25 protein-coding genes and 1 pseudogene are annotated in these 25,910 nt (G+C 62.7%); 7 read left to right on the forward strand and 19 right to left on the reverse strand.

Annotation, left to right across the window (positions count from 1 at the left end):
• Positions 1-59 precede the first annotated feature (59 nt).
• From clpA to LB543_RS04345, 3 genes are all read right to left on the reverse strand, one after another.
• A complete protein-coding gene (clpA, locus tag LB543_RS04335) occupies positions 60-2,528 on the reverse strand; it encodes an ATP-dependent Clp protease ATP-binding subunit ClpA (RefSeq protein WP_140757477.1) in 2,469 nt (822 codons plus the stop codon).
• A gap of 6 nt (positions 2,529-2,534) precedes the next feature.
• Positions 2,535-2,864, reverse strand: a complete 330-nt coding sequence (clpS, locus tag LB543_RS04340) for an ATP-dependent Clp protease adapter ClpS (RefSeq protein WP_010909565.1) — start codon at positions 2,862-2,864, stop codon at positions 2,535-2,537.
• A 274-nt stretch (positions 2,865-3,138) separates the two neighbouring features.
• Entirely contained in the window at positions 3,139-3,468 is a 330-nt protein-coding gene (locus LB543_RS04345) for a phasin family protein (protein ID WP_224613170.1), read from the reverse strand.
• A 297-nt stretch (positions 3,469-3,765) separates the two neighbouring features.
• Here LB543_RS04345 and LB543_RS04350 point away from each other — a divergent pair, with 297 nt between their 5' ends.
• Positions 3,766-5,187 carry an SPOR domain-containing protein gene (locus LB543_RS04350; RefSeq protein ID WP_224613171.1) on the forward strand — a complete coding sequence of 474 codons (1,422 nt, stop codon included), beginning with the start codon at positions 3,766-3,768 and terminating at the stop codon, positions 5,185-5,187.
• Positions 5,188-5,234: 47 nt separating this feature from the next.
• On the opposite strand, the gene LB543_RS04355 is transcribed toward LB543_RS04350, so the two are convergent.
• From LB543_RS04355 to LB543_RS04365, 3 genes are all read right to left on the reverse strand, one after another.
• Complete coding sequence (locus tag LB543_RS04355) at positions 5,235-5,936, reverse strand: DnaJ domain-containing protein (RefSeq protein WP_224613334.1); 702 nt, start codon at positions 5,934-5,936, stop codon at positions 5,235-5,237.
• Positions 5,937-6,210: 274 nt separating this feature from the next.
• Positions 6,211-6,648 (reverse strand): DUF1489 family protein, encoded by a 438-nt coding sequence (locus LB543_RS04360; RefSeq protein ID WP_224613172.1) that lies wholly within the window; start codon positions 6,646-6,648, stop codon positions 6,211-6,213.
• A gap of 76 nt (positions 6,649-6,724) precedes the next feature.
• Positions 6,725-8,128 (reverse strand): L-serine ammonia-lyase, encoded by a 1,404-nt coding sequence (locus LB543_RS04365; protein ID WP_140757481.1) that lies wholly within the window; start codon positions 8,126-8,128, stop codon positions 6,725-6,727.
• A 169-nt stretch (positions 8,129-8,297) separates the two neighbouring features.
• Between LB543_RS04365 and LB543_RS04370 the strand changes: the two genes are divergently transcribed.
• Positions 8,298-9,041 (forward strand): DUF599 domain-containing protein, encoded by a 744-nt coding sequence (locus LB543_RS04370; RefSeq protein WP_224613173.1) that lies wholly within the window; start codon positions 8,298-8,300, stop codon positions 9,039-9,041.
• On the opposite strand, the gene LB543_RS04375 is transcribed toward LB543_RS04370, so the two are convergent.
• The 6 genes and pseudogenes from LB543_RS04375 to LB543_RS04400 form a co-directional block, all read right to left on the reverse strand.
• A complete protein-coding gene (locus tag LB543_RS04375) occupies positions 8,990-9,787 on the reverse strand; it encodes a YdcF family protein (RefSeq protein ID WP_224613174.1) in 798 nt (265 codons plus the stop codon). The two genes, LB543_RS04370 and LB543_RS04375, sit on opposite strands and share 52 nt — an antisense overlap.
• Before the next feature lie 104 nt (positions 9,788-9,891).
• A complete protein-coding gene (locus tag LB543_RS04380) occupies positions 9,892-11,457 on the reverse strand; it encodes an amidase (RefSeq protein ID WP_224613175.1) in 1,566 nt (521 codons plus the stop codon).
• A complete protein-coding gene (locus tag LB543_RS04385) occupies positions 11,457-11,912 on the reverse strand; it encodes a GNAT family N-acetyltransferase (RefSeq protein ID WP_224613176.1) in 456 nt (151 codons plus the stop codon). Before LB543_RS04385 ends, LB543_RS04380 begins: the two co-directional genes overlap by 1 nt.
• Positions 11,913-11,919: 7 nt before the next feature.
• Positions 11,920-12,207 carry an Asp-tRNA(Asn)/Glu-tRNA(Gln) amidotransferase subunit GatC gene (gene gatC / locus LB543_RS04390; RefSeq protein WP_224613177.1) on the reverse strand — a complete coding sequence of 96 codons (288 nt, stop codon included), beginning with the start codon at positions 12,205-12,207 and terminating at the stop codon, positions 11,920-11,922.
• Positions 12,208-12,296: 89 nt separating this feature from the next.
• Positions 12,297-12,654, reverse strand: a pseudogene (locus tag LB543_RS04395) (hypothetical protein).
• A 24-nt stretch (positions 12,655-12,678) separates the two neighbouring features.
• Positions 12,679-13,386 carry a metal-dependent hydrolase gene (locus LB543_RS04400; RefSeq protein ID WP_224613178.1) on the reverse strand — a complete coding sequence of 236 codons (708 nt, stop codon included), beginning with the start codon at positions 13,384-13,386 and terminating at the stop codon, positions 12,679-12,681.
• Between the two features lie 124 nt (positions 13,387-13,510).
• Between LB543_RS04400 and ruvX the strand changes: the two genes are divergently transcribed.
• Positions 13,511-14,017 carry a Holliday junction resolvase RuvX gene (ruvX, locus tag LB543_RS04405; protein ID WP_224613179.1) on the forward strand — a complete coding sequence of 169 codons (507 nt, stop codon included), beginning with the start codon at positions 13,511-13,513 and terminating at the stop codon, positions 14,015-14,017.
• Here the strand turns inward: ruvX and LB543_RS04410 are convergent.
• The 3 genes from LB543_RS04410 to LB543_RS04420 form a co-directional block, all read right to left on the reverse strand.
• Positions 13,935-14,276 (reverse strand): DUF6105 family protein, encoded by a 342-nt coding sequence (locus LB543_RS04410; protein ID WP_140757489.1) that lies wholly within the window; start codon positions 14,274-14,276, stop codon positions 13,935-13,937. The two genes, ruvX and LB543_RS04410, sit on opposite strands and share 83 nt — an antisense overlap.
• On the reverse strand, positions 14,276-14,824 hold the full coding sequence (locus LB543_RS04415; RefSeq protein ID WP_140757490.1) for a hypothetical protein: 549 nt from the start codon (positions 14,822-14,824) through the stop codon (positions 14,276-14,278). The genes LB543_RS04410 and LB543_RS04415 overlap by 1 nt, the downstream gene beginning before the upstream one ends.
• 123 nt (positions 14,825-14,947) lie before the next feature.
• On the reverse strand, positions 14,948-16,576 hold the full coding sequence (locus LB543_RS04420) for a DNA alkylation response protein (protein WP_224613180.1): 1,629 nt from the start codon (positions 16,574-16,576) through the stop codon (positions 14,948-14,950).
• Between the two features lie 183 nt (positions 16,577-16,759).
• Here LB543_RS04420 and LB543_RS04425 point away from each other — a divergent pair, with 183 nt between their 5' ends.
• From LB543_RS04425 to dprA, 4 genes are read left to right on the forward strand one after another with little or no spacing between them, the layout of a single operon-like run.
• Positions 16,760-17,755 carry an aspartate carbamoyltransferase catalytic subunit gene (locus LB543_RS04425; RefSeq protein ID WP_224613181.1) on the forward strand — a complete coding sequence of 332 codons (996 nt, stop codon included), beginning with the start codon at positions 16,760-16,762 and terminating at the stop codon, positions 17,753-17,755.
• Positions 17,752-19,038 carry a dihydroorotase gene (locus LB543_RS04430; protein ID WP_140757493.1) on the forward strand — a complete coding sequence of 429 codons (1,287 nt, stop codon included), beginning with the start codon at positions 17,752-17,754 and terminating at the stop codon, positions 19,036-19,038. Before LB543_RS04425 ends, LB543_RS04430 begins: the two co-directional genes overlap by 4 nt.
• Before the next feature lie 54 nt (positions 19,039-19,092).
• Positions 19,093-19,680, forward strand: a complete 588-nt coding sequence (plsY, locus tag LB543_RS04435) for a glycerol-3-phosphate 1-O-acyltransferase PlsY (protein WP_224590239.1) — start codon at positions 19,093-19,095, stop codon at positions 19,678-19,680.
• Positions 19,677-20,810 carry a DNA-processing protein DprA gene (gene dprA, locus LB543_RS04440; RefSeq protein ID WP_224590238.1) on the forward strand — a complete coding sequence of 378 codons (1,134 nt, stop codon included), beginning with the start codon at positions 19,677-19,679 and terminating at the stop codon, positions 20,808-20,810. Before plsY ends, dprA begins: the two co-directional genes overlap by 4 nt.
• A 6-nt stretch (positions 20,811-20,816) precedes the next feature.
• Here dprA and LB543_RS04445 read toward each other — a convergent pair whose 3' ends face one another.
• From LB543_RS04445 to LB543_RS04460, 4 genes are all read right to left on the reverse strand, one after another.
• Positions 20,817-21,029, reverse strand: a complete 213-nt coding sequence (locus tag LB543_RS04445; RefSeq protein WP_224613182.1) for a hypothetical protein — start codon at positions 21,027-21,029, stop codon at positions 20,817-20,819.
• A gap of 16 nt (positions 21,030-21,045) precedes the next feature.
• The gene (gene otsB, locus LB543_RS04450) at positions 21,046-21,834 is read right to left on the reverse strand and encodes a trehalose-phosphatase (protein WP_224613183.1); all 789 of its coding nucleotides are present in this window, start codon (positions 21,832-21,834) and stop codon (positions 21,046-21,048) included.
• On the reverse strand, positions 21,834-23,639 hold the full coding sequence (locus LB543_RS04455) for a trehalose-6-phosphate synthase (RefSeq protein ID WP_224613184.1): 1,806 nt from the start codon (positions 23,637-23,639) through the stop codon (positions 21,834-21,836). The genes otsB and LB543_RS04455 overlap by 1 nt, the downstream gene beginning before the upstream one ends.
• A 106-nt stretch (positions 23,640-23,745) precedes the next feature.
• Positions 23,746-25,908, reverse strand: a complete 2,163-nt coding sequence (locus LB543_RS04460; RefSeq protein WP_224613335.1) for a glycogen debranching N-terminal domain-containing protein — start codon at positions 25,906-25,908, stop codon at positions 23,746-23,748.
• Between the last annotated feature and the right edge of the window lie 2 nt (positions 25,909-25,910).

A 25,910-nucleotide genomic window follows, 5' to 3' on the forward strand; every position in this document is an offset into this window, starting at 1 on the left:
TGTGTCCAACTTTCGGGGGTCAGTTCATTTCCGGGGCTCTTTTCGACTTTTTGTCAGGCTCAGCCCTTTCTGGGCAGTTGCGGTACGAGGCTGCGCTTACCGCCGTCCTTGCCCTTGGGCTCGGGCTTCTGCGCAACGACCTTCTTTGCCGCGGGCTTCCTGGCCACGGCCTTGGGTGGCTTCGGCGCGTCTTCCGGCTCTTCCTTCTTCGGCTTCACCGGCGCCTCGTCGGCGAGCGATTCGAGCTTGAGGCCGGTCTCGCCGGTTTCCTTCTTCTCGACGGTGACGCGCACCGTGCCGCCCTTCTTGAGCTTGCCGAACAGCACTTCGTCGGCCAGCGGCTTCTTGATGTGCTCCTGGATGACGCGGCCGAGCGGACGCGCGCCCATGCGTTCGTCATAGCCCTTGTCGGCGAGCCAGGCGATCGCGTCGGGCGACAGGTCGAAGGTAACGCCACGCTCGGAAAGCTGGGCTTCCAGTTGCATGACGAACTTCTGCACCACCTGATGGATGACCGGCACCGGCAGCGAGCCGAACGGAATGATCGCATCGAGACGGTTGCGGAATTCCGGCGTGAACAGCCGGTTGATCGCCTCGACATCGTCGCCTTCGCGCTTGGTCGAACCGAAACCGATCGCCGCGCGCTGCGCATCGGATGCGCCCGCATTGGTGGTCATGATCAGGATGACATTGCGGAAGTCGATCTGCTTGCCGTTGTGGTCGGTTAGCTTGCCGTGGTCCATTACCTGCAACAGGATGTTGAACAGGTCCGGATGTGCCTTTTCGACCTCGTCGAGCAGCAGCACGCAGTGCGGATGCTGGTCGACACCGTCGGTCAAAAGGCCGCCCTGGTCGAAGCCGACATAGCCGGGAGGGGCGCCGATCAACCGCGAGACGGTGTGGCGTTCCATATATTCCGACATGTCGAAACGGATCAGTTCGACGCCGAGCGAGGCGGCCAGTTGCTTGGCAACTTCGGTCTTGCCGACGCCGGTCGGGCCTGAGAACAGGTATGAGCCGATCGGCTTTTCCGGTTCGCGCAGGCCGGCCCGCGCCAGCTTGATCGCCGAGGTCAGCGCGGTGATGGCGGTGTCCTGACCATAGACGACGCGCTTGAGCTCGATGTCCAGACCCTGCAGCACCTTCTCGTCATCGGCCGAGACCGTCTTCGGCGGGATGCGCGCCATGGTGGCGATCGTCGCTTCGATTTCCTTGATGCCGATCGTCTTCTTGCGCTTGGCCTCAGGCACCAGCATCTGCGAGGCACCGGTCTCGTCGATCACGTCGATCGCCTTGTCCGGCAGCTTGCGGTCGTTGATGTAGCGCGCCGACAGCTCCACCGAGGCCTTGATTGCCTCGTTGGTGAACTTCACCTTGTGGAATTCCTCATAATAGGGCTTCAGGCCCTTCATGATCTCGATGGCATCCTCGACGGTCGGCTCGTTGACGTCGATCTTCTGGAAGCGCCGCACGAGCGCGCGGTCCTTCTCGAAGAACTGACGGAATTCCTTGTAGGTGGTCGAACCAATGCAGCGGATCGCACCCGACGACAGCGCCGGCTTCAACAGGTTCGACGCATCCATCGCGCCGCCCGAAGTCGCGCCGGCGCCGATCACGGTGTGGATCTCGTCGATGAACAGCACTGCGCCCGGATAGTCCTCGAGCTCCTTGACGACTTGCTTCAGCCGCTCCTCGAAATCGCCACGATAGCGCGTGCCGGCCAAAAGCGTGCCCATGTCGAGCGCGAAGATGGTGGCATTGTGCAGCACCTCAGGCACGTCGCCCTCGACGATGCGCTTGGCCAGGCCTTCGGCGATCGCCGTCTTGCCGACGCCAGGGTCACCGACATAGAGCGGGTTGTTCTTGGAGCGGCGGCACAGCACCTGGATGGTGCGGTTGATCTCGCTCTCGCGGCCGATCAGCGGATCTATCTTGCCGGCCTTGGCCTTGTTGTTGAGGTTGACGCAATAGGCGGTCAGCGCGTCCTGCTGCTGCTTCTTCTTACCGCCTTCTTCCTGCGGCTCGGCGCCGTTCTGGCCGCCCTGCTCGTCATCGGCGCCGCGCGGGGTGCGGCTCTCGGACGCGCCCGGGCGCTTGGCGATGCCATGCGAGATGTAGTTGACCGCGTCGTAGCGGGTCATCTGCTGTTCCTGCAGGAAATAAGCGGCATGGCTTTCGCGCTCGGCGAAGATGGCGACGAGCACGTTGGCACCCGACACTTCCTCGCGGCCAGATGACTGCACATGGATGACCGCGCGCTGGATGACGCGCTGGAAACCGGCCGTCGGTTTGGAATCCTCATCGTAGCCGGTGACCAGATTGTCGAGCTCGGTATCGATGTAGGTCAGAACAGTATGCTTCAGCTCGTCGAGGTCGACGTTGCAGGCGCGCATGACAGCGGCCGCCTCGGTGTCGTCGATGAGCGCGAGCAGCAGGTGTTCAAGGGTTGCATATTCATGGTGCCGCTCGTTGGCGAGCGTCAGCGCTTGATGAAGCGCCTTTTCCAGGCCTTGGGAGAAAGCCGGCATGTTACCTCACTTCTTCTCCATCACGCATTGCAGCGGATGCTGATTCTGTCGGGCGAAATCCATGACCTGGGACACTTTGGTCTCGGCCACCTCGAATGTATAGACCCCGCACTCGCCCACTCCATGATTGTGAACATGAAGCATGATGCGTGTGGCAGCTTCGCGGTCCTTCTGGAAAAAACGCTCCAGCACGTGAACCACGAACTCCATCGGAGTGTAGTCGTCGTTGAGGATGAGGACCCGGTAAAGGCTGGGCTTCTTGGTCTTGGTTTTGGTGCGCGTGATAACGGCCGTCCCGCGGCCGGCCTCATTGCCGTCGCCGCCTCCATTTTGCATCCGCGCCACTCGTCTCGTGGCAGTCAAACCGATCGTCACGTAGTCCTGCCTCTTCGAATCCTCATGCGAGTTTCACATGTAGGTGTTCGATGGACGATTTTAAGCCCTTCTGGTTAGCTGACAATATGGCTAGGTGACCAACTTGGCGGATTTTCGCGATCGTGAAGCGTTGGCATGAAAAAACCCGGCCGCGTTTCCACGACCGGGTTTCCTTCCCACGCCCAAAGGGCCGGATCTAGAATTCTCAGGGCGAAATCATCCGCCCGAGCAAAAATTACTTCGCCTTGGCAACGATCGATTCGAACGGCTTGTAGGCTTCCTTGGCGAGTTCGGCATAGAGGTCGCCAATCTTGGTGGCCTCGGCGACGAACGCCTCGTAGGACTGTTTGGCATAGTCGGATTGAATCTCGATCGCCTTGTCCAGTGACTTGGCCGAGAACAGCTTCTCGAACGCGGCGCTACCGGCTTCGAAGCTCTTCTTGGTGTATTCGCCGGCCTCGGTGGCGATCGCCTGCGCGCCCTTGGACAGCGAAGCGAAGCTCTTCAGTCCGGAGTCGGCAAACTCTTTGCCGTATTTGCTGAAATCTTCGTAGGTCTGGGTCATTTCCTGATTCCCTTGACGGTTGCCTGTTCATAGGACGCGCCCTAGCCGGGCGGCGTTTTGTGCAGCGCACGTAACATATTGTGCGATGCACAAAAAGTCAACATTTCGCCCGCATGGAGGCACTACCCGAACGCCAATGGCTAAAATTCGAATAAAGGAAGGCTCAAACCACCGGAAAATGGTGAACGCGGCGGTTACCATAAACGGATTGGTAACGCTGCCCCGTTAGCTTGGCCGAAAGTGAGGCAGGATCCCTTTGCCGCCTCCAGCGCAACGAGAAATTCAAAGGAACTACCAGTGCGTCAGGCGTTGTCGGGCATCGTTTCCAAATCCGCGTCCCCTCTCAAAACGATCATGATCCTCGCCATGGCGATGACATTCGTCGTCGCGGGTGCCGCCTCGTCGTTCGCGGCAAAGTCGGCAGCCATCGTCGTCGACGCCAAGACCGGCAAGGTGCTCTACTCGGCCAATGCCGATGGCCGGCGCTATCCTGCCTCGCTGACCAAGATGATGACGCTCTATCTGACCTTCGAAGCGATGGCGAAGGGCAAGATCAGCAGAAACACGCCAGTCGTGTTTTCGGCCCACGCATCCGCCGAGGCGCCGACCAAACTCGGCGTGAAGCCGGGCGGATCGGTCGCAGTCGAGACCGCGATCCTGTCGATAGTCACCAAGTCGGCCAACGACTCGGCGACCGCGCTCGGCGAAATGCTCGGCGGCAACGAAACCAATTTCGCCCGCATGATGACGGCCAAGGCGCGGCAGCTCGGCATGAACGGCACCGTCTTCCGCAACGCCAACGGCCTGCCCGACCCGGGGCAGTTCACCACGGCGCGCGACATGGCCACGCTCGGCATCGCGCTCAGGGAGCATTTTCCCCAGTACTACGGCTATTTCGCGCAGCGATCCTTTCTCTACGGTCGCCAGCGCATCAATGGCCACAACCGCCTGCTCGGGCGCATCAAGGGCGTCGACGGCATCAAGACCGGCTATACCCGCGCCTCCGGCTTCAATCTTGTCTCGTCCGTCAATGACGGCAACCGCCGCCTTGTCGCCGTCGTCATGGGCGGCACGTCGGGCGGCAGCCGCGACAACCAGATGGCAGGCCTGATCAACACCTATTTGCCGAGGGCTTCGACCCGCGGTGGCGGCGATCTGATCGCCAAGGCGGACAGCAATCCCGTCAGCGCGTTGGCTAAGGTTCTCCTGCCCAAGCATGACGCGCCGACCCCGGACGAAAAGCCGGTGGCCGTTGCGGAAGCCGATACGGCCGTCACTGACGACGCGACCGTTGCCCAGGGCGACAGCGAGGACGAGGATACAGCCGAGGCGGAGGCGCCCAAGCTGGTTGTCCCGGCAACGAAGGTGAAGACGGTCATCGTCTCCGCTCCCAAGGTCGCCACTGCACAGGTCGTGGCCGCCTATGCCGAACCCACCCCGGCCGTTGATCCGGTCAGCACCGCGTCGGTTCCGTCGGGCTGGGCCATCCAGGTTGCCTCCTCGCCCAAGCAGTCCGAGGCCCAGGCTCTCCTCGACAAGACCACCAAGCAGGCTCCCAAGGTGCTGGCCGATGCTTCCGGCTTCACCGTCGCTTTCGACAAGGACGGCGTCACCTACTACCGCGCACGTTTCGGCGGCTTTGGGTCGAAGGACGCCGCCTGGAAGGCCTGCACCGCTTTGAAGAAGAAGAAAATCGAGTGCTACGCCGTCCAGCAATAGGATGGCGTGGAAGGATATCTCCCGGAAAAATTTTGCGTCGAAGGAGACTAGTTGTGATTGGAGAGCAAGACGTCCTTGGCTTCGTTAATCCGCGCCGCCAGGAAAGACGTGCCGCCGATATCGGGGTGCAGGCGCTGCATCAGGCGGCGGTGCGCCTTGCGGACATCCGCCGCGGCGGCCCCCGCTTCAAGACCAAGGACCTTGTAGGCCTCCTCCTTAGTCATGGCGCCCGGACCTGGCGCAATACCCAGCCCTTCGCCACCGTTCGTCTCAGCGTTTTTGCGCCAGACGGGAAGTCTGCCGTCAAGATACGTCTCTAGCAATTGGCGGCTCTCCGGATCGCCGGAGAGCTCGCGGTAGAGATGCTGCAATTCCGCAAGGGTCATCGAGCCAAGCATCTTGCCATCGTGACGTCCGGCCAGAACCAGCCCTTCAAGGCCGCCCGTATTATGATCGAGTTCCATCTCGAGTGCCGCTGTCCGCACGGTTGAGCGTTTTGCAGCAACCGGCCTGGCATTTGGCCGGCGCGTACGTGTGGCGCCGTACCAGGCGATTGCCACGAACAGGATGATGCCGCCAATGCCTTGACGCCCGACCACGAGTACAGCGCCGCCGACCAGCGCCAGCAGGATCGGCCCCAAGGTTCTCATCCCGCTTGCGAGTTGCGCCGGATCCGCGCGGAGAAAGGCCGTGGCTACCCCCAGGAGCACCAGCAACAACGCCACCACAACGATAATCGCGCCTAACATTTCCCATCGCCCCCGCAGGTATCCTGTCCGCCTGGACAGCCGCGTGATGTCCTTCAACACTTTTTCTGCGCCAGAATCATGGCCTTTACCCGGGCTGGAAGAGGACCATCATGCGAACTGCGTCTTCAACGCCGCGGCCTGTGTCGATTTCGACGGTTGTTCATCGCGCATGATTCAAGATGTGGCGTTGTCGCGTCGCTTGCAAGTCCAGCGCCAGGCAAGATTGAGGGCCAGAAAGGTCCGGGCAGAAACAGGCAATCCTTCCACTCAATGTCTAGAGCAAGCCGAGATCGGCCAGCTCGCGCCTGAGTTTCGGCGGCATCTCGACCAATCCCGCCTTGCCCTTGCCGAGATCGGACGGGACGTCCGCTGGCTTCAGATAACGCCAGCCCTGGAAGGCGCGGCGCGGCTGCCAGTCGGTCCGCACCACCTCGGGGTCGAGCATCAAATGGCAGCGGCCGATGCCGTCGTCATCGGTGAACGGCCGGATTTCCGTGATCAATTGCCGGCATTGCACGCTGCCCTTGATCACCCAGTAGAGCGAGCCGCCATCGGTGACCTCGTCGCCACGTGTCGGCACCATGCGGGTGGTGTGCCAGTGTTCGGCTGGTTCGCCGGCGCGGCGGCGCTCTTCAAGACGGAAGGCGATCCACTCTTCGAGATCCTCGACACTGTCGCAGCCGACGCAAAGCTTTAGGAGGTTGAGAGCCATGCACCAAGGTTAGTCCGGGGCGCCGAGACGTCAACGGCCTGGCGGACTTCTCCACAGTGCCGGCTTGGGCCAGCCCTCAACACTCCACGACATTGACCGCCAGCCCGCCAAGGCTGGTTTCCTTGTACTTCTCGTTCATGTCGAGGCCGGTCTGGCGCATGGTCTCGATCGCTGCATCGAGCGGCACGAAATGCACGCCGTCGCCTTTGATGGCCAGTGACGCGGCTGTCACCGCCTTGACGGCACCCAGCGCGTTGCGCTCGATGCACGGCACCTGCACCAGCCCGCCGACCGGGTCGCAGGTCATGCCGAGATGATGTTCGAGCGCGATTTCGGCGGCATTCTCGACCTGTTCGGGCGTGCCGCCCATGACGGCGCACAGGCCGGCGGCCGCCATCGCCGAAGCTGAACCCACCTCGCCCTGGCAGCCGACTTCCGCGCCGGAGATGGACGCGTTGGACTTGATGATGCCGCCGACCGCCGCTGCCGTCAGCAGGAAGTCGCGAATGCTCGGCTGGTCCGCCTCGGGATGGAAATGCAACCAGTAGCGCAGCACCGCCGGCAGCGTGCCGGCAGCACCATTGGTCGGCGCGGTGACGACACGCCCGCCGGCCGCATTCTCCTCGTTTACGGCCATCGCATAGATCGATAGCCAGTCATTGGCTAGCAGCGGATTCGGCCGGTTCTGCTGCCACTGCTCCTGCAGCTTGTCATGGAGCTGTCTGGCACGTCGCCGCACCTTCAGCCCGCCCGGCATGATGCCGTCCTGCGACAGGCCGCGGTCGATGCAGCCCTTCATCGCGTCCCAGATAGCGTCGAGACCGGCGTCGAGCGCCTCGCGCGACATCTGCGTCTCCTCGTTGGTTCGCTTCATGTCGGCGATGGACAGGCCGCTCCTGGCCGCCATCTTCAGCATCTCGACCGCGTTCTTGAAGGGATACGGCACTTTCTTGCCCTCGGTCGTGACCGAGCCCTTGGCCTTCATCCGCTGCAGCTCTTCCTCCGAAACCACGAAGCCACCGCCGATCGAATAGTAGATGCGCTTGAGCAGCAACCGGCCGACGGCGTCGTAGGCATAAAACGCCATGCCATTGGCATGACCGGTGAGCGGTGTCTTGCGGTCGAGTACCAGATCGGTGGCCGGATCGAAATGGTAGGATGGGTGGCCGGGCGGTGAAACCAGCTTGTCGGCGGTGATGCGGCTGATGATGCCGTCGGCCTGGTCAGGGTCGACCGTTTGCGGCGTCTGACCGGCAAGGCCGAGAATCACGGCACGGTCGCTGCCATGGCCGATGCCGGTATAGGCGAGCGAGCCATGCAGGCTGGCGCCGATGCGGTCGACCTTGGCGCCGGCGGGGCGCGGCCAGTCGTCGCCCGCGACCTCGTCGAGGAAGCGCCGCGCAGCCGTCATCGGCCCCATCGTATGCGAGCTCGAGGGGCCGATGCCGATCTTGAACAGGTCGAAAACCGAAAGGAACACGCTGTCTCCTGGATCACGTCGAGGACTACATATAGGAATTCCCGGGATGTTTCCGCTCTTTTGACGATCGCGGCGCAGCACCTGCCGACCTTGTTTGCTCCGGCAGCGACATTGATTGCCCGACGCTGCGGGGGCGATCGAAGCGATCAAGATGTGATAAATTCACCCTATGGGCGATTCCTCCTACCTTTCGACGGCCGATCTCGCGGCGCTGGGCTTTTTCGTCCTCGTATGGGTGCTGCACACGCTCGCTTCCGACGGCAAGCTGGTAAGCCGCATGTCGCTGACGACCGCCATGAATGCGCAGCGCGAGGCCTGGATGCGCACTATGGCCGAGCGCGAGATCCGCATCGTCGACACCGCCATCATGAGCGGCCTGCGGCAAGGAACCGCCTTCTTCGCCTCCAGTTCGCTGATCGCACTCGGCGGCTGTTTCGCCCTGCTTGGCGCGTCCGACCGGGTGCTTGAGGTGTTGAGCACCCTGCCCTTGGGCGGCGCGCCGTCGCGCTCGGCCTTTCAGATCAAGGTGCTGGGACTTGTGCTGATCCTAGCCTTTTCCTTCTTCAAATTCGGCTGGGCCTACAGGCTGTTCAACTACTGTTCGATCCTGATCGGCGCGGTGCCGATCCCGCATGGCGAAGCCTCGCGCAATCCGGTCACGCAAACGGCTGTGTGGCGCGCGACGCAAATGAACATGCTGGCCGGCAAGCATTTCAACTCGGGCTTGCGCGGCGTGTTCTTCTCGATCGGCTATCTCGGCTGGTTCGTTGATCCGGTGGTGTTCGTGCTGTCGACGCTTCTGCTGCTCGCCGTGCTGGTGCGGCGCCAGTTCTTCTCGGCGGCGCGGCGCGCCGTCATCGGTCAGCCGCCCGGAGCCGGAAACGGCTCATCGATGCGCCCGGAAAGCCAATAGGCGAAAAGTCCGATCCACTCACGAACGGCAATGGTCGTGTTCTCAAGCGAATCGGCCGCATTATCGCGAAAGAAGCCGACGCCTTCCTTCCCCGTGGTGCGATAGTCGACCGGCCATGGAATGGTTGGAAAACCGGCCTTGTCGAATAGCCCCTTGGCGCGCGGCATATGAAAGGCCGACGTCACCAGTAGCCATGTTTCGCCCGGTTTGGGTTTGACCAGTTCGCGGCTGAAGACCGCATTCTCGTAGGTGTTGCGGGACTTGTCCTCAAGGACGAGACGATCTGCCGAAACGCCGAGCGAGCCGAGCAGGCGCGGCGCGGTGTCGGCATCACCTTCGCCGTCGAGGAACAGTGAGCCATTTCCGCCTGACACCACCACTTTGGCCTGCGGGAAGCGCCGGGCGAGGATTGCGGTCTCGACCATGCGATCGCCGCTGCTGTTCAATTCATAGCCGCCACGCGCGAGGTTGATAGCGCCCTCGAAGCCGCCGCCGAGCACAACGATGCCGTCTACCTTCGCCGGCAAAGGCGGCTTGGGAAAGCGTTCTTCCAACGGATTGAGCATCATGGCGCCCAGCGACGTCCAGGCCGATAGCGCAAGGATCGCAAACGCCAGCACGCTGCCGGTGACGGCAAGTCGCCGCCGGCCGAGCATCCCGGCGATCAGCCCTGCCAGAAGCAGGAAGATCGTCAGGTTGAGCGGCTGGATGAAGAACCAGAAGATCTTGGAGAGATAGTAGAACATCGCTCAACCCCTACAGCGCCAAGGACGCTGCAATGCTTTAGTTTTGCGCATGCCCCCGGAAGTCGATCGCAATTTCGGGGTCATACGTCAGGCGAGCGATATCCTTACCACCACTTCTCCGGCTGGAATGTGCCGGCCGCCTGCTCGATGACGGCAGCGGTCTGGAACAATGTCTCTTCCTCGAACGGCCTGCCGATCAGCTGCAGGCCGAGCGGCAATCCCTTGGGATCGAGCCCGGCGGGCACGGCGATGCCCGGCAGGCCGGCCATGTTCACGGTGACCGTGAAAATGTCGTTGAGGTACATCTTGACCGGATCGGCGGCCATGTCCTCGTCGGCGATGCCGAAGGCGGCGGACGGTGTCGCCGGGGTCAGGATGACATCGACGCCGGCAGCGAAGACGTTTTCGAAGTCGCGCTTGATCAGATTGCGCACCTTCTGAGCCTGCAGATAGTAGGCGTCGTAGTAGCCGGCGGACAGCACATAGGTGCCGATCATGATGCGGCGCTTGACCTCGCGGCCAAAGCCGGCGGCGCGGGTCTTCTCGTACATCTCGACGATGTCCTTGCCCGGCACTCGCAAGCCGTAGCGGACGCCGTCATAGCGGGCGAGATTGGACGAAGCTTCCGCGGGTGCCACGATGTAATAGGCCGGCAGCGCGTATTTGGTGTGCGGCAGGGAGATGTCGACGATCTCGGCGCCGGCATCCCTGAGCCAGGCAATGCCCTTCTGCCACAGGGCCTCGATCTCCTCCGGCATGCCTTCGACGCGGTATTCCTTGGGAATGCCGACCTTCATGCCCCTGATCGGCTTGCCGATCGCAGCCTCGTAGTCCGGCACCGGCCTGTCGACTGACGTCGTGTCCTTCGGATCGACCGAGGCCATCGACTTGAGCAGGATCGCGGCGTCGCGCACGTCGCGGGCGATCGGCCCGGCCTGGTCTAGCGACGAGGCGAAGGCGACGATGCCCCAGCGCGAGCAGCGGCCATAGGTCGGCTTGATGCCGACCGTGCCGGTGAAAGCGGCCGGCTGGCGGATCGAGCCGCCGGTGTCGGTCGCCGTCGCACCGGCGCAAAGGAAGGCTGATACGGCGGTCGCCGAACCGCCGGAAGAGCCGCCCGGCACCAGCTGTGCATTGTCGAGGCTGCGCTGGGTTTTCGTGCCACTGGCCGACACGAAGCCGCCATCACCCTGATGCGTCGTCGGCATCACCACCGTATCGAGGCGCGAACGTCGCCACGGGTTGATGACCGGGCCATAGTAGGAGGTTTCGTTGGACGAGCCCATGGCGAATTCGTCCATGTTGAGCTTGCCCAGCATGACCGCGCCGTCGGCCCACAGATTGGACGTGACGGTTGATTCGTAGCGCGGCTTGAAGCCGTCGAGCACGTGGCTGCAGGCTTGGGTATGGACGCCTTCGGTACCGAACAGATCCTTGATCCCGAGCGGAATGCCTTCCAGCGCACCGCCCTCGCCCTTGAGCAGCCTGGCGTCCGACGTCTTGGCCATGTCGCGCGCCTTGTCGCCGGTCACCGCGACATAGGCATTGAGCGCCGGATTGGCGCGATCGATCGCCAAGAGATAGGCCTCGGTGATCTCGGTGGCGGTGATCTCCTTGGCGCGCAGCTTGGCGCGGGCCTGCGAAATCGTCAGATGGGTCAGGTCGCTCATCAAAGGCTCTTTTCGTAAAACACCGACCACTCGGAATCGGGATAATCCAGCACCGGGCCGCAGCGCGAGAACCCGGCACGTTCATAGACGATCCAGGCGGCGGGATGGCGATCGCCGGTTTCCAGCACCAGCCGCTTCAACCCTTCGTCGCGCGCCAAGGCTTCAACGCGTTCGACAATCCTGGCGCCGATCCGCTGACCGCGATGCGACGGCCGCGTGTACATGCGTTTCACCTCGCCGGTGGCATCACCATGCCGCTTCAAGGCGCCACACCCAACGGCGATACCATTGTCGCGAGCGATGAAAACCGTCGTGTCCTGGCCCGCCATCTGCTCGACCGTCAAATGGTAGCAATGCTCCTGCGGCGTCAACTCGAGCAAGGTTTCGTTGAGTTCCCTGACTAGGCCGCGCACGTCATCCTGCAGCGGCGTCTCGATGGCGATCTCGATTGCCATCGGCGCCTTACTCCACGACCTTCGGCACGAGGAAGAAATTCTCGTCGGTCGCCGGTGCGTTGGCGACGATTTCGGCCGCCTTGTTGCCGTCGGTGACAACATCCCCGCGCTTCTTCATCTCCATCGGAGTCACCGAGGTCATTGGTTCGACGCCGGAAACATCGACCTCGCTCAACTGTTCGACGAAGCCCAGTATGGCGTTCAACTCGCCGGTCATCCGCTCGGCATCTTCCTCGCTCACCGCGATGCGGGCGAGATGCGCGACGCGCTTCACTGTCTTGACATCAACGGACATGTCTTTTGCCTCGGGGAAAACCAGTCCGGGCTATAGCGGCGCGGCGCGCGGCGCGCAACATGCGCCGGCCGACAATCGGGCAAACAGCTTCATGGCAGGGCAACACCCTCGCACAGATAATAGCTGCCGCTGTTACCGCTCGCCTCGCTTTCATCGTCGATGGGCCGGACCGAGACGAGATCGAGGTGCGTCGGCCTGATCCGCGTTACCGACAGGACACGCGTCGCCTTGCTGACATGAACGAATTCGCATTGTATTCCACGCCTTGCAGGCCATTCTTCGAAAGTACGATGTTGCCGGTATCGATCAGCGCCTGCAGCGTGTCCTTCCTGGCCTGCGCGCAAAGCTCCTCGGACTGCAGATAGCGCCTTCGATGAATTCATCGGCGGCGAGCGCGGGCGACGCCGCGACAACCATCGATACGCAAAGAGATCGCCCCAACGCCATGGATTTGTTCTGTTTTGGTTGTTTCTAGATGGTTATCGTTTCACCAATCTTCGGCAATGCGACCTTGACGCCGGATCCTTCCATGCCGGCTTCGAATTTCTCAGCCGTCGGATCGATCATTGGAAACGTGCCGAAGTGGCAAGGGACAACCGTGTCGAACTTGAAGAAGCGGCGGCAGGCAAGGGCTGCCACCGCGCCGCCCATGGTGAAGCGGTCGCCGATCGGAACAATGCCGATCTTGGGCTCATGCAGTTCGTTGATCAGCGCCATGTCGGAAAAGATGTCGGTATCGCCCATGTGGTAGAGCGTCCTGTCTTCCGGGAAATGCAGAACCAGTCCGCCCGGATTGCCGAGATAGACGTTCTTGCCGCCGTCTTCGCCAAACGAGGAGGAGTGCAGCGCCTGGACGAAGGTGGTGGTGAAGCGGCCACAATCGACCGTGCCGCCGATATTGCCGGGATTGATCTTCTTGTCGCTGACGCCCTTGCCGACGAGGTACATGCAGATCTCGAAATTGGCGACCAGTTGGGCGCCGCTCTTGCCCAGCACTTCCAGCGCGCCGCTGATGTGGTCGCTATGCCCGTGCGTCAAAAGAACATGCGTGACCCCTTCGGCCGGCTCTTCCCACCCGCCCGTCCAGGACGGATTGCCGATCAGATAGGGGTCGATCAGGATTTTCGCGGCACTGGTTTCGATGCGGAAGGCCGAGTGGCCGTACCAGGTCAGTTTCATGAATGCATTTCCTCGATTTTTGCCGAGCCTGACGATAGAACGCCGATAGCCCCGATATCAAAGGGTATAGTGTCCGCTGCGCATCCGAAAAGACGCGTGCTACCGAAAAGACGAGAGAAAACCGTTGGCCGTCATCACGATTGAGCAATTGCCGGCACTGCTCACCGGCGGCAGGACCCTGGCGGGGCTCGATCTCGGCGACAAGACGATCGGCGTCGCGGTTTCCGACCGCGGTTTCTCCTTCGCTCATCCCCGCCCGGTCATACTCAGAAAGAAATTCTCGCTCGACGCCGCCGTCCTTTTGGCCTTACTGGAGAAAGAAAATGTCGGCGCGGTGGCGATCGGACTGCCGATCAACATGGACGGATCCGAAGGCCCACGCGCACAGAAATCGCGCGCCTTCGTGCGCAACATGGCGCAACTGAGCGACCTGCCCTTCGTGTTCTGGGATGAGCGGCTATCGACGGTCGCGGCCGAACGGACGCTGATCGAAATGGACTTCTCGCGCGCCAAGCGCGCCGGCAAGATCGATTCGGCGGCAGCCGCCTTTATTCTGCAGGGAGTTTTGGACCGGCTTCAGTCGCTCGACGCAGCCGATCGAACGGAACCGGACCCGTCCAGCGGCGCCTGATCCAGCCCAAAATCTCGCGACGCCTGCGAAACACCCATATCGCAACAAGCAGCAAGCCATCGAACACGCAGGCTTTTGCCACCATGCCGGGGATGATTGCCGGATCGATGCCGAGCAGCTGGCCATAGAGCTGGAACACGAAATCGTGCAGCTGCCGGGTGAGCATCACATAGCCGAAATTCATGTCGTTGAGCGACAGGTAGAACCAGCCCCAGAACAGCGCCATCGGGCCCGCCCACAATGCGAAGATGTAGCGCATCAGCGACCTACCTTGCCGTTCGGCCCGGTCCTGCCCGATATCAGGGAGAGCAGTGAATTATGCGCCGCGGCCTTTGCCATGCTGTGAGCCGTGGCGTGGAAATCGTCCTCATCCAACGCAGCCACCGAACGCCGTTCGGCGAGCATCGCGACATAGGAGGCCAGAAGTGCGGCCAATTGCACGGCCACCACCATGAACAGGCCGTCGATGCCTTGGGCCGCGCCGCCGATCAGGATCATCGACATCACGCCCGAAGCGGAAATAAAGGCGATGCGAACGACGCTGTCGGCGCCCGGGCTGGACGCGTCGTTGATCAGCGTATCGACAAAGGCCCAGAAGAACAGCACCGCCACGACCAGCAATGCGGTTGCCAGCGGAGCGACCACGACGATGTTCTCCAGATTGATCAATCGGGCGCTTTGGACGGCGACGCCGAGTACGCCAAGAGCCGCCGCCACACCTCGATTTCCATCGATACAGATCAGCGCGAGCAGAGCGAAAACGATCGCCCAGTGCACCGACAGAAAGGAGGTCAATACGTGTCGCATCGTGATTCCTGCTTCGACAGGAATGACAGTGGGCTTTGCGGTTCGTCGCCGCAATGGAAACCATTTGTTAAGGTTAACGGCGCCGGCCAAGATTACGTCATCGGACGATGAATGGCTTCGTCGTCAATTCACCGGCGGATAGAGCGTATCGATGATCATGCGCGCATCGTGACGCGAATCGAGCATACCGTAGGTATTGCGCCATTGGCCCGCGAGCCGCGTCTCGACGAAAGCATCGGCGATCCGCCCTGCCCCCAGCCGGCGTAGCTCGGCGGCCGCCGCCGACAGTGCAAGCTGTTCCGTCAGCAGCCGGGCCGAGCCCTCGTCCGTCGAAGCGACCTGCATGGCCGCCTTCAGAACACCGATCGTGCCGCGCCCGCCGGTGCCGAGGTCGCGGTCGATGCCGCCCAGCACCTCGTCGAAAAGGCCCGGCGCGCGGCCAAGCACGCGCAGCACGTCGAGCGCCATGACATTGCCCGATCCTTCCCAGATCGCGTTGACGGGCGCTTCACGGTAATAGCGGGCGAGCGGAGCTTCCTCGACATAGCCATTGCCGCCAAGGCACTCCATCGCCTCGTAAAGCAGCGGCGGCGCGATCTTGCAGACCCAGTATTTGACGACCGGCGTCATGGCGCGGGCGAACGCCGCCTCGCCGCGATCGCTCGCCGCCTCGTCGAAGGAACGCGCCAGCCGGAATGACAGCGCGGTCGCCGCGGCGACATCGAGCGCCATGTCGGCCAGCACGCGCTGCATAAGCGGTTGCTCGATCAGGTTGGTCCCGAACACCTGGCGATGGCGGGCATGATGGATCGCTTCGGCCAGCCCCGCCCGCATGATCGCCGAAGACGCCACCGCGCAGTCGAGCCGGGTCAGCGTCACCATGTCCATGATCGTCTTGACGCCGGCGCCGGGCTCGCCGGCCATCTCGCCGATGGCATTGACGAACTCGACTTCGGAAGACGCGTTGGAGCGGTTGCCGAGCTTGTCCTTCAGCCGCTGGAAGCGAAAGCCATTGCCCGACCCGTCACCGAGCACGCGTGGCACCAGGAAGCACGACAGCCCCTCCGGCGCCTGCGCCAGCACCAGGAAGGCATCCGACATCGGCGCCGACATGAACCATTTGTGTCCCGTCAGGCGGTAGAACCCGCTTCCGACGCGTTCGGCCCTGGTCACATTGGCACGCACATCCGTGCCGCCCTGTTTCTCGGTCATGCCCATGCCGAGCGTCAGTCCGGTCTTCTCTACCGGCGGCTTTTGGCTCTGGTCGTATTTGCGCGTCGTCACGCGCGGCGCCCATTCGCGAAACAGTTTTGGGCTGGCCATCAATGCCGCCAGCGAGGCGCTGGTCATGGTGATGGGGCAAAGGTGTCCGGTCTCGAGTTCGGCGGTCAGGTAGAAACGGGCGGCCCGCACTTGATGGCGGCGGCCAATCTCGGCGTCGCCATTTTCCCAGATAGAAGAGTGCAGACCGTTGGCCACAGAACGGCGCATCAAGGCGTGGTAGGCAGGATGGAATTCGACCAGGTCGATGCGCCGTCCCTGGCGATCGTGCGTCCTGAGTTTCGGCGTCTCGACATTGGCGAGACGCGCCAGTTCCTGCGCTTCTTGCGTGAGCACGAAACGGCCAAGCCCGTCGAGATCCTTGCGCACCGGATCCGAAAAGCGCTCGGCAAGCTGGATCAGCAGCGGATCGCCTCGCCAGGCGTTGCCGCCCGTCAGCGGCGGCGGCTGGTTCGTCACGTCGTCGGTCACGCCCAATCCTTCTAGCCAATCCTTCTGGAAAGGCCCTATCGTCGGGAAGCCTCGAATCCGAGGCCATCGGCTAGATATAGCCAAGCGTTGCTGCGCGCGCGACGAAAATACCGGGGAGAACGGCGTCAATCCAACGCGGGTGCTTGCGGGCGCGAAATCCGCACCCTATAGCAGCCCCTTGAGATGACCGACGCTTCGTCCCTGCCACTCTATCCTCACCGCCATCTTCTGGGCATCAGCGATCTTTCGCCCGCCGACATCGAGCTGTTGCTCGACAGGGCGGATCGGGCGGTCGCGATCTCGCGGCAGTCCGAGAAAAAGACCTCGACATTGCGCGGCCGCACCCAGATCAACCTCTTCTACGAAGCCTCGACCCGCACGCAGTCGTCCTTCGAACTGGCCGGAAAACGGCTCGGCGCCGATGTCATGAACATGTCGGTGGCGAGTTCTTCCGTAAAGAAGGGCGAAACGCTCATCGACACCGCGATGACACTGAACGCCATGCGGCCCGATATATTGATCATCCGCCATCAGTCGGCGGGCGCGGCGGCCCTTCTGGCGCAGAAGGTCGGCTGCTCGGTGGTCAATGCCGGCGATGGCGCGCATGAACACCCGACACAGGCGCTGCTCGACGCGCTCACCATCCGCCGCGCCAAGGGTCCGCTGTCGAAGCTGATCGTGGCGATCTGCGGCGACATCCTGCATTCGCGTGTGGCGCGCTCCAATATCATGCTGCTCAACGCACTCGGCGCACAGGTGCGGGTGGTGGCGCCCTCGACGCTGTTGCCCTCGGGCATCGACAGGATGGGCGTGATCGTCTGCCGCTCGATGGCGGAAGGCCTGAAGGACGCGGATGTGGTGATGATGTTGCGCTTGCAGCGCGAGCGCATGGAAGGCGCCTTCGTGCCGTCGGTGCGCGAATACTTCCGCTATTTCGGCCTCGATGCCGAGAAGCTGAAGGCGGCCAAGGACGACGCGCTGGTCATGCATCCCGGCCCGATGAACCGAGGTGTCGAGATTGCCTCCGAAATCGCCGACGGCCCGCAAAGCGTCATCCAGGAGCAGGTGGAAATGGGTGTCGCCGTGCGCATGGCGGTGATGGAAGCGCTGCTCGATCCCCGTCGTAATCAAGACGGTTGCAACCAAGAGGGGCGCAGTCCAGAGGGCCGCGGCGCATGAGCATCACGGTCTTTGAACGCGCCCGCATCGTCGACCCTTCGCGCGGGCTCGACGAAGTCGGCTCCGTCATAGTCGATGGCAAGAAAATCGTTGCCGCTGGCAAGGTGGCTCTGAACCAGGGCGTCCCCGACGGAGCCACGGCAATCGACTGCGCCGGCAAGGCGATCATGCCAGGTTTGATCGATGGCCGCGTCTTCATCGGCGAGCCGGGCGGCGAGCATCGCGAAACCATCGCTTCGGCAAGCGTCGCCGCTGCCGCCGGCGGGGTGACGTCGATCGTCATGATGCCCGACACCGACCCGGTGATCGACAATGTGGCGCTGGTCGAATTCGTGCTGCGCACCGCCAAGGACACGGCCGTCGTCAACATCTTTCCGGCCGCCGCCATCACCAAGGGCCTCCACGGGCGCGAGATGACGGAGTTCGGCCTGCTGCGCGAGGCGGGTGCGGTCGCCTTCACCGATGGTCGGCATACCATATCGAGCGCGCTGGTGATGCGCCGCGCGCTGACCTATGCGCGCGATTTCGGCGCCACCATCGTCCATGAAACGCAGGATGCCGACCTTGGGTCGTCGGGCGTCATGAATGAGGGCCTGTACGCCAGTTGGCTCGGTCTCTCCGGCATTCCGCGTGAAGCCGAATCCATTCCCCTCGAGCGAGACCTTGCGCTGGCACGGCTGACGCGCGGTTCGTACCATGCCGCGAAGATATCGACGGCAATGGCGGCAAGCGCCGTGGCGCGGGCGAAGGCTGACGGCGCGGCAGTGACATCGGGCGTATCGATCCACAATCTGTCGCTCAATGAAAACGACGTCGGCGAGTACCGCACCTTCTTCCGCCTGACGCCGCCGCTGCGCGCCGAAGAGGACCGGCTGGCGATGATCGAGGCGGTGAAGGACGGAACGGTCGATGTCGTTGTCTCTTCACATGATCCGCAGGATGTCGACACCAAGCGGCTGCCCTTCGCCGACGCGGCAGCCGGTGCCATCGGCCTCGAAACCCTGTTGGGCGCGGCCTTGCGCCTCTACCACAATGGCGACGTGCCGTTGCTCAGGCTGATCGAGACCTTGTCCACCGCGCCGGCGAGGTTGTTTGGATTGCCCGGCGGCACGCTGAAGCCGGGCGCGGTAGCCGATCTCGCCATTGTCGACCTCGACGAACCCTGGATCGTCAGTGAAAGCGGCATCCGCTCGCGCTCGAAAAACACCTGCTTCGAAGGCGCACGACTGCAAGGCAAGGTCTTGCAAACGCTGGTGGCGGGCCGCACAGTATTTTCCGCCTGAGCCGGCGGTAGCCATGCGGCATCGAGCATGGTTGTGGAAAATGCGGGGGAAACAATGACTTATGGCCTGATCCTGGCGTTGGCGTTCGGTTATTTGCTGGGCTCAATTCCGTTCGGCCTGCTGCTCACCCGTGCGGCCGGCCTTGGAGACGTACGCAATATCGGCTCCGGCAATATCGGCGCCACCAATGTGCTGCGCACCGGCAACAAGGGGCTCGCCGCAGCGACCTTGCTGCTCGATGCGATGAAAGGTACGGCAGCCGTGCTGATAGCAGGCCATTTCGCGCCTGAAACGGCGATCTGGGCTGGCCTTGGCGCCTTTCTGGGCCATCTGTTTCCGGCATGGCTGGGGTTCAAAGGGGGCAAGGGCGTCGCGACCTATCTCGGAGTGCTGGTTGGCCTTGCCTGGCAGGTGGCACTGATCTTCGCCGTCGCCTGGCTGGTGATGGCTTTTCTTTTCCGCTTCTCCTCGCTGGCAGCGCTGGCTGCGGCCGTCGTCGTCCCGATCGCCCTGTATTTCATGAGCACCCCGCGGATTGCGGTGCTGTTCGTGGTGATGAGCATCATCGTTTTCATCATGCATAGAGCCAACATTTCGCGGCTGATTGCCGGCACCGAAGGCAAGATCGGAGCCAAGGGGTGAGCGAACCGGCCACCGGGCCGCGTCTCACCGATCGCCAGCGGCTGAGCTGGCTGCGGCTGATCCGCACCCAGAATGTCGGGCCGGCCTCCTTTCGCGACCTGATCAACCGCTTCGGTTCGGCCGAGGTCGCGTTGGAAATGCTGCCGGAACTGATGATTTCCGGTGGCGCCAACCGGATCGTGCGCACCCCTTCCATCGCCGAAGCCGAGGCCGAGATGGAGGCCGCGCGGCGGATCGGGGCACGCTTCGTCGGCATCGGCGAGGCAGACTATCCGCCGCTTCTGCGCAACATGGACAATCCGCCGCCGCTGCTGGCGGTCAAGGGGAACGCCGCGGTGTTCCGGCTGCCGGGGGTCGCGATTGTCGGCGCCCGCAACGCATCGCTTGCCGGCATCAAGATGGCGCGCATGCTGGCAGCCGATCTCGGAAGAGAGGGCTACGGGATCATCTCCGGCCTGGCGCGCGGCATCGACACGGCGGCGCATCAGGGCAGCCTCTCGACCGGGACGGTCGGTGTTCTTGCCGGAGGCCTCGACCTGCCCTACCCGCCCGAAAATGCCGGACTGTGCGATGACATCGCCGAACGTGGCGCCATCATCTCGGAAATGCCGTTCGGCTGGCAGCCGCGCGCCCAGGATTTCCCGCGCCGCAACCGCCTGGTCGCGGGCGCTGCCCTTGGGTTGGTGGTGGTCGAGGCGGCGCAGCGCTCAGGCTCGCTGATCAGCGCCAGGCTTGCCGGCGAGATGGGCCGACTGGTCTTTGCCGTGCCAGGCTCTCCGCTCGATCCGCGCGCAGCCGGTACCAACGGCCTGCTCAAGGACGGCGCCACGCTGGTGACAGAAGCTTCAGACGTTTCCAGGGCGATCCTTCCGCTGACCGGCATGCGAGCACCTGATCTGCCGCCGTTTGAAGATCCGCCCGATTTTTCGGCAACACCGCCACCAGGCGAGAGCGACCGGACCAAGGTGATTGAGGCGCTGGGACCGACACCGGTGCCGGTCGACGAAATCATCCGCCACACCGGCCTGCATCCCGCCCAGGTGTTCATGGTGCTGCTGGAACTCGATCTGGCCGGCCGCCTCGAACGTCACGCCGGCGGCAATGTTTCGTTGGTTTTCGGGGAAGGCTGACCGCCCTCAGTGGCGGCTGGTCTTTCTGTCCCTGGTCTCGGCGTAATCCTGCGTGTTGGCGCCAAAGAGATCCTTTTCGACAACCTGGCGCCAGACCTCGTCAGCGTCCTGCGGGCGTGGCGGATCGAAACTCGGCTCGCTCTCGTACGCATTCGGGAGCGACCGCCGGCGTAGCCAGGTGGGCATGATCTCCCGGATGAGACTGGTGAATTGGGTCATCACCGACTCCTTTGTTTCAAGGAACGGAACGGACCAGACCTGTCGATCCATTCCCATTGCGCTGGCTCACCGCACCCAGCCAAGCCAAAGCCTCGCCAACGCCTGCAAGCGCATGGCGTGCGGCGGTCGGTCCGCGCGGTTTGATGCGGATCGAAATGCCGTCCATCTCATTGACGGCCTCGAAACCATTCTCGTCGGACGTGTCGTCGCCCAGAAACACCGGCCGCCTCCCCTCGAAAGCCGGCAGGTCCAAGAAGCGCCTGATTGCTGCTCCCTTCGCTGCCTCCAGCGGCATCAATTCGACGCCGGCATTGCCGGCCAGCACCCGATATCCCCTGGGCAACCTGTCCAGCGCCTGCTCGACCAGTTGCGTGGCGCGCTGCAACAATTGCGGTGCCGCGCGTGTGTGGATTGCCAGAATCGGGCCCTTGCGCTCGATATAGATGTCCGTATTGTCCAGCTCCGCCTCGATTTCCTCGGCTAGTGCTGCAATGTCGGCCGGCTCTCCCGCCGCCTCGACCGGGCCATCACGCGTGAGCCTGTGCTCAAGGCCGTAAAGCCCGGCAGCGCGCAGTCTGAGGGGCTGGAAAAGATGGTCGACCGCAGCGATCGACCGCCCCGTGATGAATGCCAGAGCTCCGTCCAATTGCAATTCGAGCCGTGCCAACAGCGTCCGCAACTCATCGCCGACAACCACCGCATCGGGATGCGCGGCATGTTCGAGAAGAGTGCCGTCGATATCGAGAAACAGGGCCCACGCATCCTGCGGGACGTTGGGTTCGGTCAAGTTTGACAATGTCGACATCACAGCGCTGCCACGCGCTTGCGGTCGTGCAGCGATATCACATTGCCAGGCGAACCGGGGCCAGGAGAACCGGGGCCAGCAGAACCGGGGGCACCGTTCACGGCACGATCGACCGCATCGCGTTTGCGCAGGCGCGCCGCGTCGAACAGCATGCTGCCCGCCCATCGATAGACATTGTTTTCACGCACGACCTCGCGCAAGCGCCGCATGCGCTGACGTTGCTCTTCCGATGACATGGTCAAGGCCTGCAGCAGGGCATCGCCCATCATCGCCGCGTCGTAGGGATTGACGATCAACGCTTCCAGCAACTCTTTCGACGCGCCGGCGAACATGCTGAGCAGCAGCACGCCCTGTTCGTCCTCGCGCGCCGCCACAAACTCCTTTGCAACTAGGTTCATGCCGTCGTGGAGGCTGGTGACCATACAGACGTCGGCGGCCCGGTAAATCTCGTAGACCTGTACTTGCGAGTGATGTTCGGTCACCAGCACTACGGGCGTATAGCCTTCACGACCATGACGCTGGTTGAGATCCTCGGCATGGCGCAGACATTCCTCGTACAATTGTTGGTAGGCGGGCAAGGTACCGCGGCTGGGCGCGGCGATCTGCAGGAACGCCACCTTGCCAATCCATTCCGGATGCAGCGTCAGCAGCTCGTCGAGCGCGTTGAGGCGATCGAGGATGCCCTTGGTATAGTCGAGGCGTTCGACGCCGACGCACAGCCTTACGTTTTCGGCCAAGCCGAATCTCTCGCGAATGAGTTGGCGACATTCTGCAACGGCAGGCAGTTTGCTCAGATGCGGCGGCTCCCATTCGATTGAAATCGGATAGGCGTGAACCAGGCTGATCTGGCCGCCATAGGAGATGGCTGAATCCTCGCGCTCGATCCTGCTCTCCAGGAAGCGGTCGACGCTATCGATGAAGTTGTTGCAATGAAACTGGGTGTGAAAGCCGACGATCGAACTGCCCAGCAATCCTTCGAGAATCTTCTCTCGCCATGGGCAGATGCTGAACACCTCGGAATTCGGCCACGGAATATGCCAGAAGGTGATGATGATCGCTTCCGGCAGGCGCTCCCGGATCATCCGCGGCAACAGCGCGAAATGATAGTCCTGGACCAGCACGATGGGCCGCTCGTTGCGGGCCTCCGCGACGACGGTGTCGGCGAATTTGCGGTTGACCGCCTCATAGGCTTCCCAGTCGGAGGCGCGGAATATCGGCCGGGTAAAGGCTATGTGGCACAGCGGCCAAAGCCCTTCATTGGCAAAGCCGAGATAATAGCCTTGCTGTTCTTCCTCGCTCAGCCAGACGCGGCGCAAGGTGTAGGAAGGATTTTCAGGCGGCACCTCGACGCGGTCATTTTCGTCGACGACAAGCGCATCGGCCGAACCGCCGCCATAGGCGATCCATGTGCCGGCGCAGGCGCGCGTAATCGGCTCCAGCGCGGAGACCAGCCCGCTGGCGGGCACGACCAGCTGGATATCATCCCCCTTGCGGTTGTGGATGTAGGGTTCGCGATTTGAAACAACGATCACCTGTGCATCGGGAAGTTCCTTCGCCAAAATGTGACGCAAGGTTTCCGGCGACCACTGGACGAGCGCGGCGGTCGCGGATTGCCCGTTCTTTTCGAATTCCGGCAAAGGACCGCGAACGGGTTCTGCTTCGAGGCGGGCGAGCTTGGCGCCTCTGGCCCGAAGCCCTCGCGCCATTACCACCGCAAGCACGATGCATGAGATACCGACAATTGCGAGAATGAAGAGCCACATTGCGGCCGGAGAAACGACTAGATACGAACCGTTGTCGGGCATTTCGAATTGACTACCTTTCAATGGGACGCGGCAAATCCACCGACAGGAACTCCGGCATCCATGGCGTGGTGGTCCAACGTTCCCGACACATGATGGTTCCGATTTTTCAACTCCTGACCACCAGAGGCACCAGTCCCTCGTGCGCATCCGCAAGGAAGGCGCCGACACGATCTCCCACGCGTTGAAACGTCAGATCCACCGCCACATGTCCTACCGAGAGATGACGAATGACGAGATTGTCGATGCCGATCGGCAAGCGCGGCTGGGTCACGTGAATTTCGTTCGTCCGACCGTCAATCTGAAGGCCGAGGCAGGCCTGCATGAGCATGAAGGCAGAGCCTGCGGACCAGGCCTGCGGCAAGCAAGCCACCGGATAGGCAATCGGCGCTTCGCCGGCCGCGCGCGTGAACCCGCAGAACAGTTCGGGCAGCCGCATGTTGAAATGAACCGCGGATTCGAAGGTCCCACTCATCAAGCGCACCACGCTGTCGCGGATGCCGTAGCGCGCCAATCCGGCGGCGCAGATCGCGGTGTCGTGCGGCCAGATGGACCCGTTGTGATAGGACATCGGATTGAAGAAGATCGCGTCGTCCGCCAGCGTCCTCAACCCCCAGCCGGAATGGAACGAAGCCGATAGCAGTTGGTCGGCGACAATGCGTGCGCGATCCGGATTGGGAAGGCCGACATAGAGCAGATGGCCGGCGTTGGACGTGCGCACCTTGCAGGGTTGGCCGTCGCCATCGATCGCCAGCGCATAATAGCCGAGGTCTTCGATCCAGAAATGGCGTTCGACGTGTTGGCGAATCGCATCGGCGAGCACTTCCCAATTTTCCGCCCGCTCCTCTTCGCCGCGCAGCCGTGCCAGCTTTGCCAGCCCCTGGAACGCGGCAAAGACGTAACCCTGGACCTCGACCAGCGCGATCGGTCCTTTCGGAATGCGGCCATCGGCATGGAAGACGGAATCGAAACTGTCCTTCCAACCCTGGTTGGCAAGGCCGGATTCCGCGGCGCGCTGGTAGGTGAGGAACCCCGTCGAACGGCTCGCTGTCTCGATCCACTCGGCGGCGGCGCACAGCGATGGCCACAGGCCATCGATGAAATCCGTGTCTCCCGTGCGGTCGGCATAGGCGCAGGCGAGATGGATGTAGAGAGGCGTCGTGTCGACGCCGCCATAATAGCGGCCGAACGGCAACTCGCTCAGCGCCGCCATCTCGCCCTTGCGGGTCTCGTGCATGATCTTGCCGGGCTCGGAATCGCTGAAGGGAGAGGTCTCGGTCGCCTGGTGCTGTGCGAGAAACGCAAGCACGCCACGGGCGAGGCCGGGATTGAGCCAAAGCATCTGCAGAGCTGAAATCACGCCGTCCCGGCCGAAGGCGGTGGAGAACCACGGAATGCCGGCATAGGGATAAGGCCCCGTCGCCAATTCCGTCGTGAGCAACGCCACATCGGCGCGGGCCCGCTCCATCCAATCATTGAAGACGCGGCCCGAACTATGGAGCGTCGCCCCATGCCGGCGCTTGGCGCGCATGCCGAAACGGGCGCGGGCCGCGGCGGCCCGGAACCGATCACTTTGCGGTTGGGCGTCTGTCTTGCTCCCCACCTCCACGTAAAACGTCTGGCGGCTGCGCTTGGTGACGGCAATGAAGAAATCCGCCCGCTCGGAGGTCAGTTGATCGGGCGGCAGTGAAAACGAGATCGCCGATGTCCGCACCACTTCGTCCAGGCCCTCGTAGCGGAGCACGACCGAACTCTGGTCGATCTCGGCCGTGTGCGCCGTGCCGCGCTTGGAGCGGGTCGAACCCCGGACTTCGAACATGTCGCGAAAATCGACGCCAAAGCGTAGCGACACCAGGACCGTCGAATGCTCCCGGCTATAGTTGGAGAGCGTGATGCGTTCATATAGCCTTTCCTCCCACAGAAGCCTGACCCGCTCGATATGGATCGCGCCCTGCGGGATCTGGCGGCCCGCCGCGCTCTCGATCGGCAGATTGGTCAGGTTGCTGGTGAACAGGACGTTGTCCTGGCTAAGCGATGCGCCAAGCAAGGACAGCGACCGCCCGCCAACGGTCAGGCGAAATTCCGAAAGCATACGCGTGTCGTCACGAAAGAAGCCGTCGCCAGCGCCGCGTATGTCGCCATAGGCATCGGCGACGGCAAAGCAATCGCCATGCTTGAGGGCGTAAAGCCGATGCGGTTCCCTGGGCGCTGTTTCGTCCAGGGAAGCCAGTGCTATTGCAGGATCAAGCTTGCGCTCGTCGAGTTGGGTGATGG

It is taken from the genome of Mesorhizobium sp. ESP7-2, from assembly GCF_020164715.1.
Classification (GTDB): Bacteria; Pseudomonadota; Alphaproteobacteria; order Rhizobiales; family Rhizobiaceae; genus Mesorhizobium.

Coding starts and splice junctions, on each gene's coding strand:
- LB543_RS04425 (WP_224613181.1), top strand. CDS start 16,760: ATGACCGACGCTTCGTCCCTGCCACTCTATCCTCACCGCCATCTTCTG.
- LB543_RS04380 (WP_224613175.1), bottom strand. CDS start 11,457: ATGAGCGACCTGACCCATCTGACGATTTCGCAGGCCCGCGCCAAGCTG.
- gatC (WP_224613177.1), bottom strand. CDS start 12,207: ATGTCCGTTGATGTCAAGACAGTGAAGCGCGTCGCGCATCTCGCCCGC.
- plsY (WP_224590239.1), top strand. CDS start 19,093: ATGACTTATGGCCTGATCCTGGCGTTGGCGTTCGGTTATTTGCTGGGC.
- LB543_RS04370 (WP_224613173.1), top strand. CDS start 8,298: ATGGGCGATTCCTCCTACCTTTCGACGGCCGATCTCGCGGCGCTGGGC.
- LB543_RS04445 (WP_224613182.1), bottom strand. CDS start 21,029: ATGACCCAATTCACCAGTCTCATCCGGGAGATCATGCCCACCTGGCTA.
- LB543_RS04430 (WP_140757493.1), top strand. CDS start 17,752: ATGAGCATCACGGTCTTTGAACGCGCCCGCATCGTCGACCCTTCGCGC.
- LB543_RS04385 (WP_224613176.1), bottom strand. CDS start 11,912: ATGGCAATCGAGATCGCCATCGAGACGCCGCTGCAGGATGACGTGCGC.
- clpA (WP_140757477.1), bottom strand. CDS start 2,528: ATGCCGGCTTTCTCCCAAGGCCTGGAAAAGGCGCTTCATCAAGCGCTG.
- LB543_RS04400 (WP_224613178.1), bottom strand. CDS start 13,386: ATGAAACTGACCTGGTACGGCCACTCGGCCTTCCGCATCGAAACCAGT.
- LB543_RS04345 (WP_224613170.1), bottom strand. CDS start 3,468: ATGACCCAGACCTACGAAGATTTCAGCAAATACGGCAAAGAGTTTGCC.
- LB543_RS04410 (WP_140757489.1), bottom strand. CDS start 14,276: ATGCGCTACATCTTCGCATTGTGGGCGGGCCCGATGGCGCTGTTCTGG.
- LB543_RS04375 (WP_224613174.1), bottom strand. CDS start 9,787: ATGTTCTACTATCTCTCCAAGATCTTCTGGTTCTTCATCCAGCCGCTC.
- LB543_RS04415 (WP_140757490.1), bottom strand. CDS start 14,824: ATGCGACACGTATTGACCTCCTTTCTGTCGGTGCACTGGGCGATCGTT.
- LB543_RS04455 (WP_224613184.1), bottom strand. CDS start 23,639: ATGCCCGACAACGGTTCGTATCTAGTCGTTTCTCCGGCCGCAATGTGG.
- otsB (WP_224613183.1), bottom strand. CDS start 21,834: ATGTCGACATTGTCAAACTTGACCGAACCCAACGTCCCGCAGGATGCG.
- LB543_RS04355 (WP_224613334.1), bottom strand. CDS start 5,936: ATGTTAGGCGCGATTATCGTTGTGGTGGCGTTGTTGCTGGTGCTCCTG.
- LB543_RS04360 (WP_224613172.1), bottom strand. CDS start 6,648: ATGGCTCTCAACCTCCTAAAGCTTTGCGTCGGCTGCGACAGTGTCGAG.
- clpS (WP_010909565.1), bottom strand. CDS start 2,864: ATGCAAAATGGAGGCGGCGACGGCAATGAGGCCGGCCGCGGGACGGCC.